The following is a 16,624-nucleotide window of genomic DNA, read 5'->3' as shown; positions in this document are numbered from 1 at the left end:
AAAGGCAAAGTCGCAATTTTTTTTGAATAGGCTCCAGCTTCAGCTGGAGAAATAAGATTTAAAGAGAAAGAGGCTTTAGCCAAAACAAGATTAGTTGGCTAAAGCCTTTTTCCGTAACTATATTTTACATCCAGCTAAAGCTGGACGCTATTCAATTTATAATTTTAGCTTCAATTATATTACAAATCTAAAAAGAAACAAACTTTATCTTTTCCTTTTGCACCAATTCGTTGATAGAATTTTATAGCTCTTTCATTAAATTGAGGCGTTCGCCACTGCATATTGACACAATTATTATTCTTTCCGATTTCTTTTAGTTTGTTGATTAAAACTTCACCAATCCCGAAATTTCTGGCACTTTCTTCCAAAAACAAACAATCCATATACAAAAAATCGGCTGCGCTCCAGGTTGAGTAGGTAAAATTATAAGATACATAACCTACGATGGTTTCTTTTGTAGCAACGACCAAACAATATAATTTGGATTGTTCGCCAAATAATGCTTTTCTTAGACCTTCTTCTTTTCCTTCCGGAGAATAATCGGCTCTTTCGAATTCAGCGTGTTTCTGGCATAAAACAACCAATTTTGGCACATCGGCTATTTCGCAATTTCTTATTGAATATTCCATTGCAGGTTGATTTCGTTTTGTAAAAAGGTAATAAAATGATAAAAGTAATCCGGATATTGTTCGTTTTCGCGTATGGCAATAAAGTGTTTTCTTTTCAAACCGTTTTTTCCAATTTTAATGGCTTTTATCGGGTTGTTTTTTAAATGTGGTAACAAGGCCCATTTTGCCATCGACATTACGCCCATATCGGCTTTAACCATTTCCAGAGAGGCTTCGGTTAAAGGTAGTGGCGTTATTTTCTTTGGAGTTACTTTGGCTGGAGCCAAAACAAACTGATGAATCGTCACGGTTTCCATGGGCAGGGAATGAATTAATAGGTGTTCGTTGATAAAATCTTCGGCAACCACGTATTTTTTATTCGCCCAGGCATGGTTTTCAGAAACTGCCATTACGACTTCGTCCTGAAAAAGCTCAATGTATTTGATGTTATTGTCTTTAATCTGATCGCTGATAATCGCGATATCAATGGTGTTTTCTAATAACTTTTGCAGCGGAATATGAGTGGCTTCGGTTACAATTTTCAGTTCAACATTAGGATATAAAAGATGAAATTGTTTTAAAACCGGTGGCAGCCAGTGATAACTCGAAAAACATTCGGTACTAATTCTTATTTCGCCGTGTTCTCCATATACCATTTGTTTGATTTGAGATTCGGTTTGCGAGAGTTTCTCCAAAATTTCATTGGCCAATTCGTAGATTTTTTCACCGGCTTTGGTCAAAACCAGCTTTTTATTGGTTCTCAAAAAAACAGGAGTTCCCAATTGGTATTCGGCTTCTTTGAGTTGATGGCTCAAGGCCGATTGCGTCAAATGCAATTTATCAATCGCTTTGGTGATGCTTCCTTCTTCAACAATTGCTTTTATTAATCTTAAATGACGGATTTCCATTTTTTGGGAATTAGAACTACAAAGGAACAAAATTTTAGACTGGGTTTTCTATGAAAAAAAGTAATCAAGTTGATGAATTCTTTTCGTTTTTATAGAATGTGCTGTTGAATTACTTTTGAAAAAACAAAACCTTAAAAACTGAAAAATGGAAGCACAAATTAAGCACTACGAAAATAAACTGGCCTTCGAAATGGATCCTTCGGATTTATTTGATGTTTTGAACAATGGCGAGAAAGTAATTGTAATCGATGCAAGAAAAGCATTTGGTTTTGAAGCTGAACATATTCCAACAGCCATTAATATTCCGCACAGAGAAATGACGGCTGAAACTACAAAACATTTGGATAAAGATGTTTTGTACGTGACGTATTGCGACGGAATTGGCTGCAATGCATCTACAAGGGGCGCTTTGAATATGGCAAAATTAGGATTTAAAGTAAAAGAATTGATGGGAGGAATCGAGTGGTGGAAGTTTGACGGTTATGCCACCGAAGGAACAAACGGAGTAAAAGCTGGTTTGAAAATTGAATGTGCCTGTTAACGAAAAAGGGCGAACTTTAATTTTAAAGTTTGCCCTTTTTTTATATTTAAATCGAAATTATTCGATGACAATATTGTTTTCTGCCGCAATTTTTTTGAAAATGCCTTCTTTGTTTTCTTTTACCATTTTTTGATAAATAGCCCCCATAAGCATTTCGGTGTCTTTTGCGTATTCTGATTTATTTTCGGTGTAAATTCTGTGGGCTATAAAAATATCGCTCAATGCTTTTTCGTCATTGTTGAGTTGCAGGTAGTTTTTTCCGGCGCCAAAATAGCCTTCAGCATTGTTGGGCTGATATTTTATAAGCCTTTCATAATAATCGATAGCCGTTTTGTAATCAGATTTTAGCGAATAAACTACACCAATATTCATTAAGGCATATTCTCCTTCGGGATAAATATCCAATGATTTTTTATAATACTTTACAGCATTATCGTAATCTTCCAATTGTCTGTAGCAAACTGCAATATCATCGAGTGCCAAAACAAAATTGGGATCTTGTTTTAATGCAAGCTGCAAACCTTCGATCGCTAATTTATAGTTTTGAGCCTGCATAAAATCTTTTGCAATAATATAAGAATTTTGTGCCTGTTCATTTTTAGAATCACTATAATAAATATCTGATTTGCTTTCAGATGCTTTTGGTAAAAACTTCGAACAGGTCTTTGCAATAGTTTCATCAGATTTTTGAAGTAAACTCTTGATTCCTTCCACCGTATTGATGCCTTCTCTTACTTTCGCATCTTTATCTTGCAAAACTATTTCTGCCATTGAGTTGGTCAAACAATTTCTGTAGATTTCTTCATTTACTTCTTTGCTTTTTTCCAGGCAAGTGCAAGCTTTAGCAGCTATTTTTTCTTCTAAGGTCTGACTCTTAGCATTGAAAAAACTTAAAGTAATAAAAAGCAGAAATGTTTTCTTCATAATGGTTAGGTTAGAAAAGTTTATTTATTCTGGTCTTACAACAGGTTTTAAACTGTCTTTTGCAATAACAGTGCTGTCTTTTACTGCGGTTGCAGGTGCAAGAGTAGCTACTGGCGCTGTATATTTTTTTATTTTTTGTTGAATTAAAACGGCATCATTTAAAACAAAAGGAGTTGGCATCATCCAGTCGCTTCTTGGTTTTATTTGTAATAATGGATTGGTCATTAAATCGAATGAACTTTCGATTAAATCCATATCAAAAACAGAAGATTTATTGATGTAGAAATCCATTACAAGCGGTTCATTGCCTACTACATAATAGCATAATATTTTTCCGCCATCTCTTTCTAAACGGTTTCCTTTTTCTCCCGAAGTTGCGACACCATTGGCTTTAAAATTAAAAAAGGTCATTTTAGGATTCGCATAAATATCGTAACGATTTACTTTTCTGTTTGGACTAATTTTAATTTTTAAATATCTGTTATTGCCTACAACACTGTCTTTTAAGAAAGCAATCGTTGGTTTTGGAAGGGCAACCACAGGAGCAATCGCGCTATAGGTAAAACCTGAATTGTATTTGCTGGCCAGTGGCAATGAATTTAAACCAACGGCTTTTTGATTTTTTTCTCCCAAATAAGTTTTAGTCCATTCGTCTAAGTTTACATCATACGTAGTCCATACTGCCGAGTTGGTATTGGCATTATAAACATATAATAAACTATTTGATTTTGCTTCACCATGTTCGTAACCTGAATGGTAACCGGCATAAATAAAGAATCCGATTGAAACGGCAAAAAAGAACATCGTCCAGGCTCCTTTTTTGAAGAAGTCACCAAATACGGGAAGTAATAAGCCGAAAAGTAAAACGGTTAGGATAGCACTTCCAAAAAGAATTTTTAAACCTAAGCCAACAGGAAACATTACAATGAAAGGCGCAATAATCGCCAATGCAGGAATGCTGAATAATAAATTTACGCCCAAACTATAGTGTTGGGTAATGACAAAAATTCCGAATAAGATAATTCCAAAATAGACCGGAATAATAAGGAATCCTGCGCCGGTTAAACTATTTGCCAGGAATGCATTGATGATAATCCAAAGCAGCAGCGGTGCTACAAAATGATTCATTGTGATTTTTGCTTCTGAAAAATGATGGTAGAAAGCAAAAGAAATGGCGATACTTAACGTTACAAAAGCACCAATATAAGCGTGACCATTATAAGTAAATCCGTTAAGGAGATCTGAATATTGCGGATAAATTTGAAGCAGGATTTTCCATCCTAAAAAGGTAACTAATCCTGAAATAGTGATGGCGCCTAAAAGCGGAACAAATCCTCTGAAAATTTCTCTGAAGGTAATAACGCGTTTGGCTTTTCCTATAAAAATAAAAACAATCAATAGGCCTAAAGCAATGATCGTCATTGGGAAAACCCATGTAAATGGATAACTTATAAAAGAGAACGGAACGCTAAAGTACACATCATCTTCTGTAGAATTGGTTTCATTGAGATTAACATTCGAAAAGTATTTTAATAAAGGCATTAAATACGTTCCCTGATGTTTTAGTGTGGTTTTGCTTAAATGCTGAACATCGTCTTGCTGCGTATGATAATTATAATGTCCGTCGATAAAAGCAAAATTGAAACCCTGAATATTTCCCTGTTCTCTAAAAACAGTTAAATCAGTATCGTTGGGAAGCATTTTGTAAATGCTGTACATCAGCGAATTCGAAACCGGATATTGGGTTTTTGCCTTTGCAAATTCTTTTACAAGTGCCTGATTTCCTTTATTGGTTTCCATCAGCATATAACTTGGTCCGGAAGAACCTCTTGCTTCAAAATTGATGACAAGTCCAACTTCTTTTGCCCATGGATGTTTGTTTACAAAAAGAGCGGCTCCGTTTAAACCCAATTCTTCGGCATCAGAAAAAAGAATAATAATATCGTTTTTATGGGGCTGCTTGGCGTATAAAAAAGCACGAATCCCTTCTAAAATAGTAGCAACTCCTGAAGCATCGTCGCTTGCACCTTTAGAAAATGAATGTGGAGCACTGTCGTAATGAGATAAAAGTAATAGCGCTTTTGAGCTATCAGTTCCTTTTATACGGGCCAGAATATTTTTAGATTTTACTAATAATCCTTTGTCGTTAAGTGTAAAACCTTCCTGAATAGAGGTTTCCAGTCCAATTCGATTGAGTTCAAGTTTAAGATAATTGGCAACCAGTTCATGATTGGTCGAACCAACATAATGTGGTTTTTGCGCAATAATTTCGACTTGGTTTAGCGCTCTTTCGGTAGAAAAATCAGCAAGGGCTTCTTCATCTTTTGAGATCCATTGCGGCATCATCGAGGCGTATATGATGCCAAGAATTGCTAAAATGCAGACTATGGCCAGAATTGAGGTGGGGTTTTTCTTCATTACGTACTATATTTCTTTTTTAACAAGCATAAAATAATCATTGTCCAAAGATCGATATCCCTGATCATACAGGAAATAGTAGGTATTCCCTGTTTTGGTCTGCAAGATATTGGTAAAGAATTCGAAATCAAAACCTTTATTGATCATTTTATCCCTTGTTGCTTTAGATTTTCCATCAGTATTTAATTCACACAAAATACGGTAATTTTTTCGTAATTTGTTGTTTACATTACGCATGAAATTAGTACTGTCTTTATTTATTTTATTGTTGTAGGCATTTCTACAGCTGTCTGAACAGAATTTTTTATCTTCGCGGCCTACAAGTTTTTCGGAACATTCAAGACATGTTTTCATGGCACTAGCTTTTTAATCTCGTACAAATCGTTTCGTCTGTCTTTTAAAATTCGTACACTTCCGTGTTCATGAAGCTGCTTTAATAGATTTAAGTCGACGTCAACAATCAATGTCATTTCGGTATTTGGGGTTGCTTCCGCTTTTATACCATTACTCGGAAAAGCAAAATCCGATGGCGTAAATACAGATGCCTGCGCATATTGAATGTCCATATTATTCACTTTTGGTAAATTACCCACGCAACCTGCTATGGCTACATAACACTCATTTTCGATGGCACGGGCTTGCGAACAATGTTTTACACGTGTATAAGCATTTTGAGTATCGGTTAAAAAAGGGACAAATAAAATATTCATTCCTTCGTCAGACATTATTCTCGAAAGTTCCGGAAACTCAACATCATAACAAATCAGGATTCCAATTTTACCACAATCTGTGTCAAAGGTTTTAAAGTGCGATCCGCCTTTCATTCCCCAATGCTGTACTTCGTTTGGTGTAACGTGAATTTTGGTATACATTTCTGATGTTCCGTCTCTTTTGCATAAAAAACCAACATTGTACAAGTTCCCATTATCTAAAAGCGGCATGCTTCCGGTAATAATATTGATGTTATACGAAATGGCAAATTCCTGAAAACGCTTTCTGATAGGATCAGAATATCGGGCAAGTTCACGAATGGCTTCGGCTTCAGATAAATGATTGTAATCGGCCATTAAAGGCGCAATAAAAAGTTCCGGAAACAAAGCAAAATCAGCTCCGTAACCTGAAACAACATCAATAAAAAATTCTGATTGTTCAAAAAATTCTTCCAGATTATTCAACTGGCGCATTTGCCATTGTACCAATCCTAAACGAATAACACTTTTTTCAAGATTAATTAATTTCGGACTTTCGTCATAGTAAACGTTATTCCATTCTAAAAGAACAGCGAATTCTTTCGACTCTTCGTCGCCTTCAAGATAATTTTTGATAATTCGTAAAACGTGAAAATCATTGCTCAACTGAAATGAAAGTACCGGATCGTGTAATTCTTTATGTTTTACTTTGTCGATATACACTTTTGGTGTCATCTTTTTGGCGTGTTGAGCATAATTTGGAATTCTTCCTGCAAAAACAATCGCTTTTAGGTTTAATTGTTCGCAAAGTTCTTTACGCGCATCATATAAACGGCGGCCTAAACGCAAACCGCGATAATTAGGATGGATAAAAACGTCTATACCGTACAATATTTCCCCATCTGGATTATGGGTTGAAAAAGTATAATCGCCAATAATTTGTCTGTAATTGTGTCTTTTGTCTACTAATTTTTCGTCGACAATTAGCGATAATGCCGATCCTACAACTATACCGTCAACTAGTATAACCAGTTGGCCTTCAGGAAATATTGAGAGTAATTTTTTAATATCATTAGATCTCCAGTATGAATTCGCCATTTCAGGATACGATTCAACCATTGAATTTTTTAACTGCTGATAGTCGTCGAATTCTAAATTTCTTAATTCGACTTTATTGATTTTTGTTTGCATTGTAGTATGATTTCTGTTAAATATACGGAAAAATATTTCCATTTACAAACGCTTACAAATAGTTACAACCGAAAGTAATTAGTTTATAACCGATTATTTTTTAGAGTCCGTCGCATCTTTGCCCTGTTGAATTTGATAAACGAATTCTTTTTATATACGAACATTTAAATATTATACGCCATGAATGCAATGAAAAACAGAGTACAATTAATTGGTAACGCAGGAAACGATCCGGAAATCAGAACTTTAGAAAGTGGAAGAAAATTAGCCTATCTAACGATTGCTACAAACGAAAAATACACCAATGATAAAGGTGAAAAAGTAGAACAAACCGAATGGCATCGTGTAACTGCCTGGGGTAAAACTGCTGAAATTATCGAAAAATATGTAGTAAAAGGGAAAGAAGTCGCTGTTGAAGGAAAACTAACCCACAGAAGTTATGACAACAAAAACGGTGAAAAAAGATATGTGACCGAAGTTATTGTCAATGAAATTTTATTGCTTAGCAGATAACGTTTATTCAAATTTACATTTGAGTCCGAAAAGGTTTTTATACCAATAACGGCATACTTAGCAAACCCGACAGGTTTTAAAAACCTGTCGGGTTTAATTTTGTGTTGCAATGCCATTATAAAACAGAAGCACCATTGATATCGGTTGAAAGTATTTCGCTCATATAATCGAAAAAAGGTCTCATATTTTTGCAGGTGTCTAAAGCCTGTTCTAAAAATAACGGACTTAAAACTTCCTCATCTGTAAAACGTTTGATGATCAAAAACTGTTTGTAACGAAGCAAATCTATGGCTTCGTGGTTGATATCATAACCTTTTGGTGCTGTTTTGAGTTGTTCACCCTGTAGAGTTCCAAAAGTTTTTACAAAGGATTTCGATTGTAATATTTTATTCATTGGTGCGGCATCGTGAGCAAATTCGCTTCGTATGCGTTTTAAGTCTGCAGCATTGGGTCCCCAAAAACCACCGGCAAAAAAGCTGTTGCCTTTTTCGATATGAAAATAATAACCGCCGCGTCTTGCACTTGTTGCTCTTGTGTAACTGCCGCCCCAAAAGGTTTTAAAAGGAGTTTTGTCTTTAGAAAACCGAATGTCGCGATAAATCCTGTATACGCTTTTTTTACCCGAAGACGTTTCAAGAACATCAGTTTTAGAGAGTTCTTCAAGTAAAGCTCCTGCAAAGGTTTCAATATGATTTAATTCTTTTAAATATTCAGGTTTATTAGCGTCAAACCATGGCTTGTTGTTATTTTCTTTAAGCTTAGTCAAAAAATCAAGACTTGATTTCGGAATTATAATGTCGTTTTTCATAATTAAAATGGGGTACTTTTTAAAGATACAAGACTACTGCAATATAAACTAAAAACCCACCAAATTTCTTGGTGGGTTTTATATATTTTAGTTAAGCAGTTTTTTTGAATAAATCAAACATAGGACAGCGAGAGCAACGTTTCTTTTCACTCTTTTTGTATTTCTCACAACAAGAAGATTTGTAGTTTTCCAAGTTTTTAATCTTGTCAAGAAGCTCTTTTTTCTTCTTTTTCTTTTTGTCCTTTTTCTTGTCCTTATCTTTTTCTTTCTTGCTCAATTTTCCTCCGTATTTAAAAACAGAGACAAATATAAAAGAAAATAGTTATTTTTAAGTATTCTAAATAAACTTTAACTTTTTTTATTTTGGATTGATAGCAATAGAGCTTGTCACTGTTAATTGCTGAATATCACGGTCGAACAAGTATAGTCCTCCTTTGTCATCACCAATTAAGTTGATTTTATCTAAGATAGATTTAGCTGTTGCTTCTTCCTCGATTTGTTCTGCTACATACCATTGTAAGAAATTATGTGTTGCATAATCTTTTTCTGAAAAAGTAATGTGTACCAATTCATTGATAGATTCTGAAACAAAAATCTCATGGTTGTAAAGTGCTTCAAACATTTCTTTGAATGTAGAATAAGATGTTTTTGGCGCTTTAAGATCGGTAATCTGAGCGTGACCTCCGCGTTCGTTGATATACTTAACTAGTTTAAGCATATGTGCGCGCTCTTCGTCTGATTGGGTATACATAAATTGTGCAATTCCCTCTAATCCGTGTACTTCGGCCCAACAAGCCATAGAAAGGTAGGTTTGCGAAGATTCTGCCTCTATGCGAATTTGCTTGTTTAAAGCTGCTTCAATATTTTTCGATAACATAATGTGACTTTTTTGTAAAGTTAGAAAAAATAATTGGTTCCGGTTTTTTGAAAGCGGTAAAGAGGATACATTTGGATTAATTCTCAATAAATTTAAGCTTGTCGAATTTAGCCGGTCTCGAGAATTGAGACTTATTCATGATCGGATTTCCATTGTCTTCTCTAATAAAACCATCTGTAAATTTGCGTAATACAAACTGTTTTAAAACATTATCATAATAGCTCAGGATGTAATAATCTTTTAATTTAAGAATATTTTGAAGAGTTACATTTTTGTTGATACTTAGAAAATAAAAAATATTGTCGATTGCTAAAGGTTCTTGTTGCGGGTTGTTTACAAATTCATTGTTAGCATTTAACATCGCATCAAAAGAAACCATTTTACTTTGTGAATACTGCTGAACTCCCATGTCATCAAAACCTCTTAAAGACATGTTGTCAAATGGGCTGTACGCAAAAGAAGAATAAATATGCTCAATAAATCCGCCAAACGTTACTACGTTATTGTTCTTGTTTTGAAAAACAGAAACACCAACATTCAAATTATACAATTGTTTGAGAAACTTTCCTGTCGTTTTTAATTCCTGCGGTTTTTCGTTATTTAGCTGAAGAAAAATCGGGGAGTTTTTAAAGCGTATCGTATCATTTTTTGAAATTGAAACGCTTTTGATCGATTTTTGCGAATCAAAATCTTTTATATCAAATAAGAATTCGTCTTTGCTTGCCTTAACCTGAAATAATTTGTTTTGACTGTAAAATGAATTCGAAGATTTAGAGGGGTTTTTTGAAACAGGCTGCTCAAAATTTTTCTCTGTAATCTCGCCATTTTCCAGATTAAGACTCATTACTTGTGTTTGTTTTGAGTTGTAATCAAATGTTAAAATAATTTGATTGTCAAGTATGTACATCTTGTTAAGACCACTCGTTTTATCTAAAGAATTAAAATCGCCTGATTCCATTTTCTGAAGTGGAAAATATCGAATAAGTGAGCTAAAGGTAAATTTTTGTCCTTTTTCATTTTGAAATGGCATACCGGAAAAATCAAACATTTTGATTTCGCATTTTCCATTCTGAAACTGATAAAGAATCAAATGTTGTTGGTTTCTCTCTTTTCCAAGAATGTAGAAAGTATTGTCTTTTTGAAATGTAGTGACAAAATATTCGATGTTTTCAGGAAAATCAAAATTTAAAGCCCTGGAAGTTTTGGTATCCAGATAGTATTTTATGATTCTTAAGTTTCTTCTGTTTTGTGAACTCCAGTAAAGTGTTGGATTTCCATCTTCACTAATACTGTGTCCAATTAAAGTTCGATAATCTACATTCCTTAGCGTATCTGAAAACTGATTGGTCAGAAATAACGATTTATTATATTTTAAAATATTGATTTTTTTATCATCTGCTGCAAAAACGTAAATGTCATGAGTTTTTACATCCTCGATATTTAAAGCCTGACCATTCTCTAATGGATTATTTAAATTTAATGGATAAGTATTTAATACTGTTTGGCTTAATAGTATTGATTGATAGAGGAGGAGCGAGAAAAGTAGAAGCTTTTTCATAATTAATTGGAGCACAAATATTATTCCAAATTTAATTAAAATATCCTCTAATAAATAGTATCCGTAAAAGCATTTCTTTTGTTTCGTAAAGTCCTAAAAAAAAGCCCTAAAAGAAATTTTCCTTTAGGGCTTGATTTATTTTTTGATTAAGATTATTATCTTACTCTAAAAGTAACTCTTCTTGCTAATCTTCTAGCTTCTTCAGAATCTTTTTGGATTGATGTATCAGCTCCGTTAGCCACAACATTTAATCTTGAAGATGCAATACCTGCTTTTTCTAAGATAGTTTTAACATTAGTAGCTCTTGCATTTGATAATTTCTCGTTGTACTCAGATTTTCCAACCTGATCAGCATAACCTAATATATCTATAGAAGTAGATGGGTTTTTTCTTAAGTAAGTTAAAACAACATCAATTGCTGCAGTAGAATTTTCGATTGGAGTTGATTTGTTGAAATCAAAATAAACACTGTAATATTTGTCATTGATCATTTCTTTTACAATGTCTTTATCACTTACCACATTCGTTGTAACAGGTTTTTCTACGATAACTTGTTTTGATGGAATGTTTTTGATCTGAGCTTCAAGTTCAGCAAGTTTGTTGTCATAAGCTGTAAGATCAACATTTTCAGAAAGAACAGTCCAGTCAGCATGTTTTGTATTTTTTCCTAAGTAAACTTGCAAACCTACTGTACCATTAAAAATAAGTCCTGAAAAACCTCTGTTTTCGCCAACATAAGCGCCATCAAAAGTATGATCTTGTGATGCGTTTAGAATAGAAGAGAAATCTCCAGTTAAAGCAATTCTGTTTGATAATCTTATTTGTCCAGTTATACCGGCAATAAAGTTACCTGTCCAGTCTTTTCCTCTAAAATTATCACTTTTTAACTGACCTACACCAAAACCAGCGTGTCCTAATAAACCAAAAGTATTAGTCCAAGTTTCGAAATTCATGATGCGGCCTAAGTTAGCAACTCCTTGTAAGTCTAATCTTTGGTATTTTGAATCAAAGTCCATAGAATCGTCTCCACTAGTGAAACTGTGGTAACCATAATCAAGTTTTAATCCAAACTTGTTATTAAACATATAACGAACTCCTGCTTCACCAACCCAAGGACTTGGAGTATCTGTAGAGAAACCTGCAGATAATGGTCGCTGAGGTTTAGTAAAACCTCCACCTAATTCAATAGACCATTTATTATAGCCATTTGAGGTATTTTCTGTTTGCGCATGTAGATTGTTGAAACCCAGTGAAAACGCTAAAATAATTACAATTTTTTTCATTATTATTTGAGATTTTTAAATTCACCCCAAACAAACAATATATTGTAAGAATTATTCTCCAGTATAAGTTTTTATAACAACAGAATAAGGTTAAATTTGGTTTTAGCCATTCATTAATTCCTGAAAATAATCAACAAATTGGCCCATATGCAAACCATCCATCAAGCCATGATGTACATGGACTGACATAGCAATAGTTCTTTTTCCTGCCTCTGAAGTAATCATTTTTCCAAAGGAAATTTTAGGGCAACTATCTGGAAATGTGTAACTGCGTGCGTGCGAAAGCGAAGTGAAATTCAACCACGGAATTGCCGAAAAATGAATCAGATTGTCATCATCGAATGATCTAGTAAAAAGCCCGGTTGTGTTTTGAATGCGCTCAATCTCGGCTAAAGCATTTTGTTCGAATATTTTAAAATCAGGATTGTATTCAATTAAAGAAAAACCAAAAGTACCATCTTCGCGCCCAATTGTTGCCGATGCATCAACACGATCATTAATATAGATCTTGTCATCGGCAATTCTGTATTTAAAATTCTCGATTGCATTTACCGCAACCAATGTTTTGTGTAGATAATAGATGAAGAAAGAAGCTTTAAGGCTTTTGGCTGTTTGATAAGCTTTGGTACAATCAATTTCTACGGTTGCGCCAAAAAAAGGCTCTTCCATTTGTTTAAAGTGCTGGAAATGTTCTTTACGATTCCAGTTTTCTAAATCTAAAAGTGTTTTCATTATGATAAGTTCTGAAGTACTTCAGTAATTTTTTCGAATGAACTAAAATGTTCGTGTTCGACTTTATGACTAATTTTTTCGTGTTCCCAAGTAGTGTGAAACGGAATATGAACGGCGTAACCTCCAAGTCCTAAAACGGGTAAAACATCAGATTTTAATGAATTCCCGATCATCAGAAACTCATGGGCCTGAATGTCTAAACGGCCTAATAGCTTTTCATAATCGATTTCCTGTTTGTCTGACATTACTTCGATATGATGAAAATAATGACCCAAACCTGAACGATGTAATTTGCTGTGCTGATCTTTTAAGTCTCCTTTTGTGGCAACAACCAATTTGTATTTTCCGTGTAAAGCCTGCAAAGTTTCTTCGACTCCGTCCAGAAGTTCGATAGGTTTTTCGAGTAATTCTTTTCCGTACTGAATGATTTTTGCAATAGCCTCAATTGGGATAGTATTGTTCGAAATATTCATTGCCGCTTCGATCATCGACAGAATGTAACCTTTGATTCCGTAACCGTATAAAGGTAAATTGTCAATTTCGATTTTAAATAATTCTTGTGAAATTCCCTGATGCGAAAGATAATCTTCCATCAAAGCACAGAATTTATGCTCCGTTTCCTCGAAGTAAGGCTCATTCACAAATAAAGTATCATCAGCATCAAATGCGATTACTTTTAAGTTTGGTATTTTGTTTCTATGTAACATAAAGATGTTGTTTTTTAGTTTCGAGTTTTCTTTGTTTCAAGTTTTTTTTGCCACTCCCGATAGCTATCGGGATAAAAGATTAGAATGATTAAAAAAAAATCTGCTCAATCTGCCCAATCTGCGAGAGAATTTTTTCATAACCAAATAAAAAGCAATCAGCGTAAACCCGTTTAAATCTGTGTCATCCGTGCGCTGTTTTTTGGCCACGAATTCACGAATTATTTTAAACAAATCTGCTCAATCTGCCCAATCTGCGAGAGAATTTTTTTGCAACCAGATAAAAACCAATCAGCGTAAACCCATTTAATCAGTAAAATCCGTGGGCCATTTCTCAATGCTAATTCTTAGTAAACAGTTTTTTTAATGAAATAGTCTTGTCGTAAAAAGTGATTCTAATTCCGAATAGCAAAATGATGCCGCCAAAAACCATTTGTAAAGTTATTTGTTCTTCTAAAAACAACCAAGCTAATATAGATGTAATTACCGCCTGACTCAATAAACTTAATGAAACTCTCGTAGCGCGCATGTGTTGTGTGGCGTAACTAATAGAAAGCCATGCGCACAATTGGCACATTACCGCCTGAAGGAGTAATACAAACCAACCAGTATCTGAGAATCCGGTAAAAGGTTCGTTTAAGGCATAACAAAGTATCCCTAAATAAATACTTGAAGCAATTAAATTAATGGTCATAAAGGATAGAACATCAACATGCGAAAGGACATTTTTACTCACTAAAAGATAAATAGAATAAAGAATCCCGGATAAAACGGCAAACAAAAAGGCCTGATTGAAGTTTAATTCCAGAAAAAAACTAAAACCAACCAAAGTAACCATTCCGAATAATGAAACAACTGTTCCAATCCAGAAGTTGGTGGCGGGTTTTGATTTTAAAAAGAAAAAAGAACCAATCCCAACCCAAACAGGAGATAAATTCGTCAATAAAGAGGCCTGAGTAGCACTTGAATCCTGAATGGCGATATTCCAAACCGCAACATCGGATGCAAATAAAAGACCACAAAGAGCCGCTAATAAAACATATTTAGTCTTTGGAAGTTTAAAATTTTTGGTAATCAGGACATAAGGCAAGAGTAAAACCAGGGCAAAAGCCATGCGATAAAAAGCCGAGATTAATCCTGGTGCTAATTTAAGTTTAACTAATATTGGAAAAATCGAAATACAAAGTATTCCGCCAATTAAAGCTAATCTTGGTTTGGTGATTTTCATTAGTATATATTCACGTATTATTTTTCAAAGATACTTTACAAAATGAATACTTTGAAAGCAAAAAGCGCGAATCAATTAAAAATCTTAATCGGTTCGCGCTTTTTGATAATAGAATGAATTATTATTCTTCTTTTTCTACAACTGCAATTGTTGGAGGAACTTCGGGAGTGTCTTCACCTTTTAAATAAGAAGGTAAATTAAGTCCGGCCATATTAAATAAGTCATTTAATGGAGGAACGGTTTTCATCATTCCTGAAACAAAGTTTGCAGTCGATGAATTTCCGTTATCGCCTTGTCCGTTACCAGAATCCCAAACCGTAATTTTATCAATTTTGATGTTTTTAACGGCTTCAACCTGAGTTTTAACCAGTTCAGGAAGTTTCTCTAATAATAATAATTGGAAAGCTTTGCTCGGATCTCCGCCTGCAGCAGCCACAACTTCTTTATAACCTTCGGCTTGTTTTGTTAATATTTCAAAAAGACCTTTTGCTTCTGCTTCCATTTTTGCAAAGATCGCATCAGCTTCTCCTTTTGCATTTTCTCTTATGGTTTCGGCAGCAGCCTGTGCTTCGATAATCGCTCTTTGTTTGGCAATTTCAGCAGGAATTACAATGTTCGCAATTTGTGTAGAACGTTCTCTTTCAGAACGCGCTAACTCGGCTTTTTGCTCAGCAACATACGATTCTTCCAATGCTCTCGCTTGTTGCACTTTTTCGGCAGTTATCGCAATACGCAACGATTCTGCTTCTTTTTCTCTACGTAAAGCTTCAGAATTTGCAATAGCTATCTTAGCCTCATTTTCTCCCTGAATTGCAATTGCATTGGCTTCAGATGTTTTTACCCTTGTATCTCTTGCAGCTTCTGCTTTTCCAATGGTTTCATCTTTAGAGGCAGTTGCAATACTAATTTCTCTGTCTTTTTGCGTGATAGCGATTTTTACGTCTCTGTCTCTGTGTGTTTCAGCGATTTGAGTATCTTTTTCTCTATCGGCAAGAGCCTTACCGGTTTCTCCAATTTTTTCCTGCTCAGCAACGCTGATTTTTGCTTCGTTGATGGCTTTTGCAGCCGCTTCTTTTCCAAGAGCTTCGATATAACCAGACTCGTCTTTAATATCGGTAACGTTTACGTTGATTAATTTTAAACCAATTTTCTTTAGTTCACTATCAACGTTTTTCGAAATATTATCCAAAAATTTATCACGGTCAGAATTGATTTCTTCAATAGTCATCGTTGCAATTACCAAACGTAATTGTCCGAATAAAATATCTTTTGCCAGTTCCTGAATTTGTTCTGATGATAAACCTAAAAGTCTTTCTGCAGCCGTATTCATGCTGTCAGTTTCTGTAGAAATTGCAATAGTAAATCGACAAGGAACATCGACTCTAATGTTTTGTCTGCTTAAAGCATTGGTCAGGTTAGCCTCGATCGAAAGCGGTTTTAAATCTAAAAATGCATAATCCTGAATCACCGGCCAGATAAAAGCACCACCTCCGTGAACACATTTTGCCGATGTTCCACCGGTACGACCATAAATGACTAAGATTTTATCAGAAGGACAACGTTTGTACCTTGAAATTAATGCCGAAATTGTTACGAATAAAACGATTGCCGCAACTGCAATTAAAATAATTGGGTTCATGCT

Annotated in this window: 17 protein-coding genes; 2 read left to right on the top strand and 15 right to left on the bottom strand. The window is 34.5% G+C overall.

Features of this window, described 5'->3' with window-relative positions; all coding sequences use genetic code 11:
• Nucleotides 1-179: 179 nt before the first annotated feature.
• Both ACIDC4_RS14290 and ACIDC4_RS14285 read right to left on the bottom strand, forming a co-directional pair.
• On the bottom strand, nt 180-629 hold the full coding sequence (locus ACIDC4_RS14290) for a GNAT family N-acetyltransferase (RefSeq protein ID WP_412045162.1): 450 nt from the start codon (nt 627-629) through the stop codon (nt 180-182).
• Entirely contained in the window at nt 614-1,516 is a 903-nt protein-coding gene (locus ACIDC4_RS14285; protein WP_230033844.1) for a LysR family transcriptional regulator, read from the bottom strand. The genes ACIDC4_RS14290 and ACIDC4_RS14285 overlap by 16 nt, the downstream gene beginning before the upstream one ends.
• Nucleotides 1,517-1,661: 145 nt before the next feature.
• On the opposite strand from ACIDC4_RS14285, the gene ACIDC4_RS14280 reads away from it, so the two are divergent.
• Nucleotides 1,662-2,057: a rhodanese-like domain-containing protein gene (locus ACIDC4_RS14280; RefSeq protein ID WP_412045161.1), complete on the top strand. Its 396-nt coding sequence runs from the start codon at nt 1,662-1,664 to the stop codon at nt 2,055-2,057.
• A gap of 57 nt (nt 2,058-2,114) precedes the next feature.
• Here ACIDC4_RS14280 and ACIDC4_RS14275 read toward each other — a convergent pair whose 3' ends face one another.
• Genes ACIDC4_RS14275 through ACIDC4_RS14260 form a run of 4 tightly spaced genes read right to left on the bottom strand, consistent with a single transcriptional unit; the run spans nt 2,115 to nt 7,279 of the window.
• Nucleotides 2,115-2,981: a tetratricopeptide repeat protein gene (locus tag ACIDC4_RS14275; RefSeq protein ID WP_412045160.1), complete on the bottom strand. Its 867-nt coding sequence runs from the start codon at nt 2,979-2,981 to the stop codon at nt 2,115-2,117.
• 24 nt (nt 2,982-3,005) lie between these two features.
• Nucleotides 3,006-5,399 carry a M28 family peptidase gene (locus ACIDC4_RS14270; protein ID WP_412045159.1) on the bottom strand — a complete coding sequence of 798 codons (2,394 nt, stop codon included), beginning with the start codon at nt 5,397-5,399 and terminating at the stop codon, nt 3,006-3,008.
• A 6-nt stretch (nt 5,400-5,405) separates the two neighbouring features.
• A complete protein-coding gene (locus tag ACIDC4_RS14265; protein WP_194617984.1) occupies nt 5,406-5,753 on the bottom strand; it encodes a hypothetical protein in 348 nt (115 codons plus the stop codon).
• Complete coding sequence (locus ACIDC4_RS14260; protein ID WP_230033834.1) at nt 5,750-7,279, bottom strand: carbon-nitrogen hydrolase family protein; 1,530 nt, start codon at nt 7,277-7,279, stop codon at nt 5,750-5,752. The genes ACIDC4_RS14265 and ACIDC4_RS14260 overlap by 4 nt, the downstream gene beginning before the upstream one ends.
• A 180-nt stretch (nt 7,280-7,459) precedes the next feature.
• Here ACIDC4_RS14260 and ACIDC4_RS14255 point away from each other — a divergent pair, with 180 nt between their 5' ends.
• A complete protein-coding gene (locus ACIDC4_RS14255) occupies nt 7,460-7,792 on the top strand; it encodes a single-stranded DNA-binding protein (protein ID WP_078006701.1) in 333 nt (110 codons plus the stop codon).
• Between the two features lie 115 nt (nt 7,793-7,907).
• Here the strand turns inward: ACIDC4_RS14255 and ACIDC4_RS14250 are convergent, their stop codons facing one another.
• From ACIDC4_RS14250 to ACIDC4_RS14210, 9 genes are all read right to left on the bottom strand, one after another.
• Nucleotides 7,908-8,600 carry a DUF2461 domain-containing protein gene (locus ACIDC4_RS14250; protein ID WP_412045158.1) on the bottom strand — a complete coding sequence of 231 codons (693 nt, stop codon included), beginning with the start codon at nt 8,598-8,600 and terminating at the stop codon, nt 7,908-7,910.
• Between the two features lie 91 nt (nt 8,601-8,691).
• Nucleotides 8,692-8,877: a hypothetical protein gene (locus tag ACIDC4_RS14245; RefSeq protein ID WP_412045157.1), complete on the bottom strand. Its 186-nt coding sequence runs from the start codon at nt 8,875-8,877 to the stop codon at nt 8,692-8,694.
• Between the two features lie 81 nt (nt 8,878-8,958).
• Nucleotides 8,959-9,477 (bottom strand): ferritin, encoded by a 519-nt coding sequence (locus ACIDC4_RS14240; protein WP_065451911.1) that lies wholly within the window; start codon nt 9,475-9,477, stop codon nt 8,959-8,961.
• Nucleotides 9,478-9,553: 76 nt separating this feature from the next.
• A complete protein-coding gene (locus ACIDC4_RS14235; RefSeq protein ID WP_412045156.1) occupies nt 9,554-11,035 on the bottom strand; it encodes a hypothetical protein in 1,482 nt (493 codons plus the stop codon).
• A gap of 155 nt (nt 11,036-11,190) precedes the next feature.
• Entirely contained in the window at nt 11,191-12,318 is a 1,128-nt protein-coding gene (locus ACIDC4_RS14230) for an OmpA family protein (protein ID WP_412045155.1), read from the bottom strand.
• Between the two features lie 102 nt (nt 12,319-12,420).
• Nucleotides 12,421-13,050, bottom strand: coding sequence for a CatA-like O-acetyltransferase (locus ACIDC4_RS14225; protein ID WP_412045154.1), 630 nt, complete (start codon nt 13,048-13,050; stop codon nt 12,421-12,423).
• Nucleotides 13,050-13,757 (bottom strand): HAD family hydrolase, encoded by a 708-nt coding sequence (locus ACIDC4_RS14220; protein ID WP_412045153.1) that lies wholly within the window; start codon nt 13,755-13,757, stop codon nt 13,050-13,052. The genes ACIDC4_RS14225 and ACIDC4_RS14220 overlap by 1 nt, the downstream gene beginning before the upstream one ends.
• A 337-nt stretch (nt 13,758-14,094) precedes the next feature.
• Nucleotides 14,095-14,982, bottom strand: coding sequence for a DMT family transporter (locus ACIDC4_RS14215; RefSeq protein ID WP_412045152.1), 888 nt, complete (start codon nt 14,980-14,982; stop codon nt 14,095-14,097).
• Between the two features lie 121 nt (nt 14,983-15,103).
• On the bottom strand, nt 15,104-16,621 hold the full coding sequence (locus ACIDC4_RS14210; RefSeq protein ID WP_412045151.1) for a flotillin family protein: 1,518 nt from the start codon (nt 16,619-16,621) through the stop codon (nt 15,104-15,106).
• Nucleotides 16,622-16,624 lie beyond the last annotated feature (3 nt).

Origin of the sequence: Flavobacterium sp. C3NV (assembly GCF_046825355.2) — a bacterium.
Lineage (GTDB): Bacteria > Bacteroidota > Bacteroidia > Flavobacteriales > Flavobacteriaceae > Flavobacterium.
Note: the sequence above shows the minus strand (reverse complement) of the source record. Positions and strands in the feature narration are given on the sequence as shown.

Bases quoted from the DNA above. Each gene is read 5' to 3' on its own strand.
- ACIDC4_RS14210 (WP_412045151.1), bottom strand. From the start codon at position 16,621: ATGAACCCAATTATTTTAATTGCAGTTGCGGCAATCGTTTTATTCGTA.
- ACIDC4_RS14280 (WP_412045161.1), top strand. From the start codon at position 1,662: ATGGAAGCACAAATTAAGCACTACGAAAATAAACTGGCCTTCGAAATG.
- ACIDC4_RS14285 (WP_230033844.1), bottom strand. From the start codon at position 1,516: ATGGAAATCCGTCATTTAAGATTAATAAAAGCAATTGTTGAAGAAGGA.
- ACIDC4_RS14275 (WP_412045160.1), bottom strand. From the start codon at position 2,981: ATGAAGAAAACATTTCTGCTTTTTATTACTTTAAGTTTTTTCAATGCT.
- ACIDC4_RS14215 (WP_412045152.1), bottom strand. From the start codon at position 14,982: ATGAAAATCACCAAACCAAGATTAGCTTTAATTGGCGGAATACTTTGT.
- ACIDC4_RS14260 (WP_230033834.1), bottom strand. From the start codon at position 7,279: ATGCAAACAAAAATCAATAAAGTCGAATTAAGAAATTTAGAATTCGAC.
- ACIDC4_RS14240 (WP_065451911.1), bottom strand. From the start codon at position 9,477: ATGTTATCGAAAAATATTGAAGCAGCTTTAAACAAGCAAATTCGCATA.
- ACIDC4_RS14235 (WP_412045156.1), bottom strand. From the start codon at position 11,035: ATGAAAAAGCTTCTACTTTTCTCGCTCCTCCTCTATCAATCAATACTA.
- ACIDC4_RS14290 (WP_412045162.1), bottom strand. From the start codon at position 629: ATGGAATATTCAATAAGAAATTGCGAAATAGCCGATGTGCCAAAATTG.
- ACIDC4_RS14265 (WP_194617984.1), bottom strand. From the start codon at position 5,753: ATGAAAACATGTCTTGAATGTTCCGAAAAACTTGTAGGCCGCGAAGAT.
- ACIDC4_RS14250 (WP_412045158.1), bottom strand. From the start codon at position 8,600: ATGAAAAACGACATTATAATTCCGAAATCAAGTCTTGATTTTTTGACT.
- ACIDC4_RS14225 (WP_412045154.1), bottom strand. From the start codon at position 13,050: ATGAAAACACTTTTAGATTTAGAAAACTGGAATCGTAAAGAACATTTC.
- ACIDC4_RS14230 (WP_412045155.1), bottom strand. From the start codon at position 12,318: ATGAAAAAAATTGTAATTATTTTAGCGTTTTCACTGGGTTTCAACAAT.
- ACIDC4_RS14255 (WP_078006701.1), top strand. From the start codon at position 7,460: ATGAATGCAATGAAAAACAGAGTACAATTAATTGGTAACGCAGGAAAC.
- ACIDC4_RS14270 (WP_412045159.1), bottom strand. From the start codon at position 5,399: ATGAAGAAAAACCCCACCTCAATTCTGGCCATAGTCTGCATTTTAGCA.
- ACIDC4_RS14220 (WP_412045153.1), bottom strand. From the start codon at position 13,757: ATGTTACATAGAAACAAAATACCAAACTTAAAAGTAATCGCATTTGAT.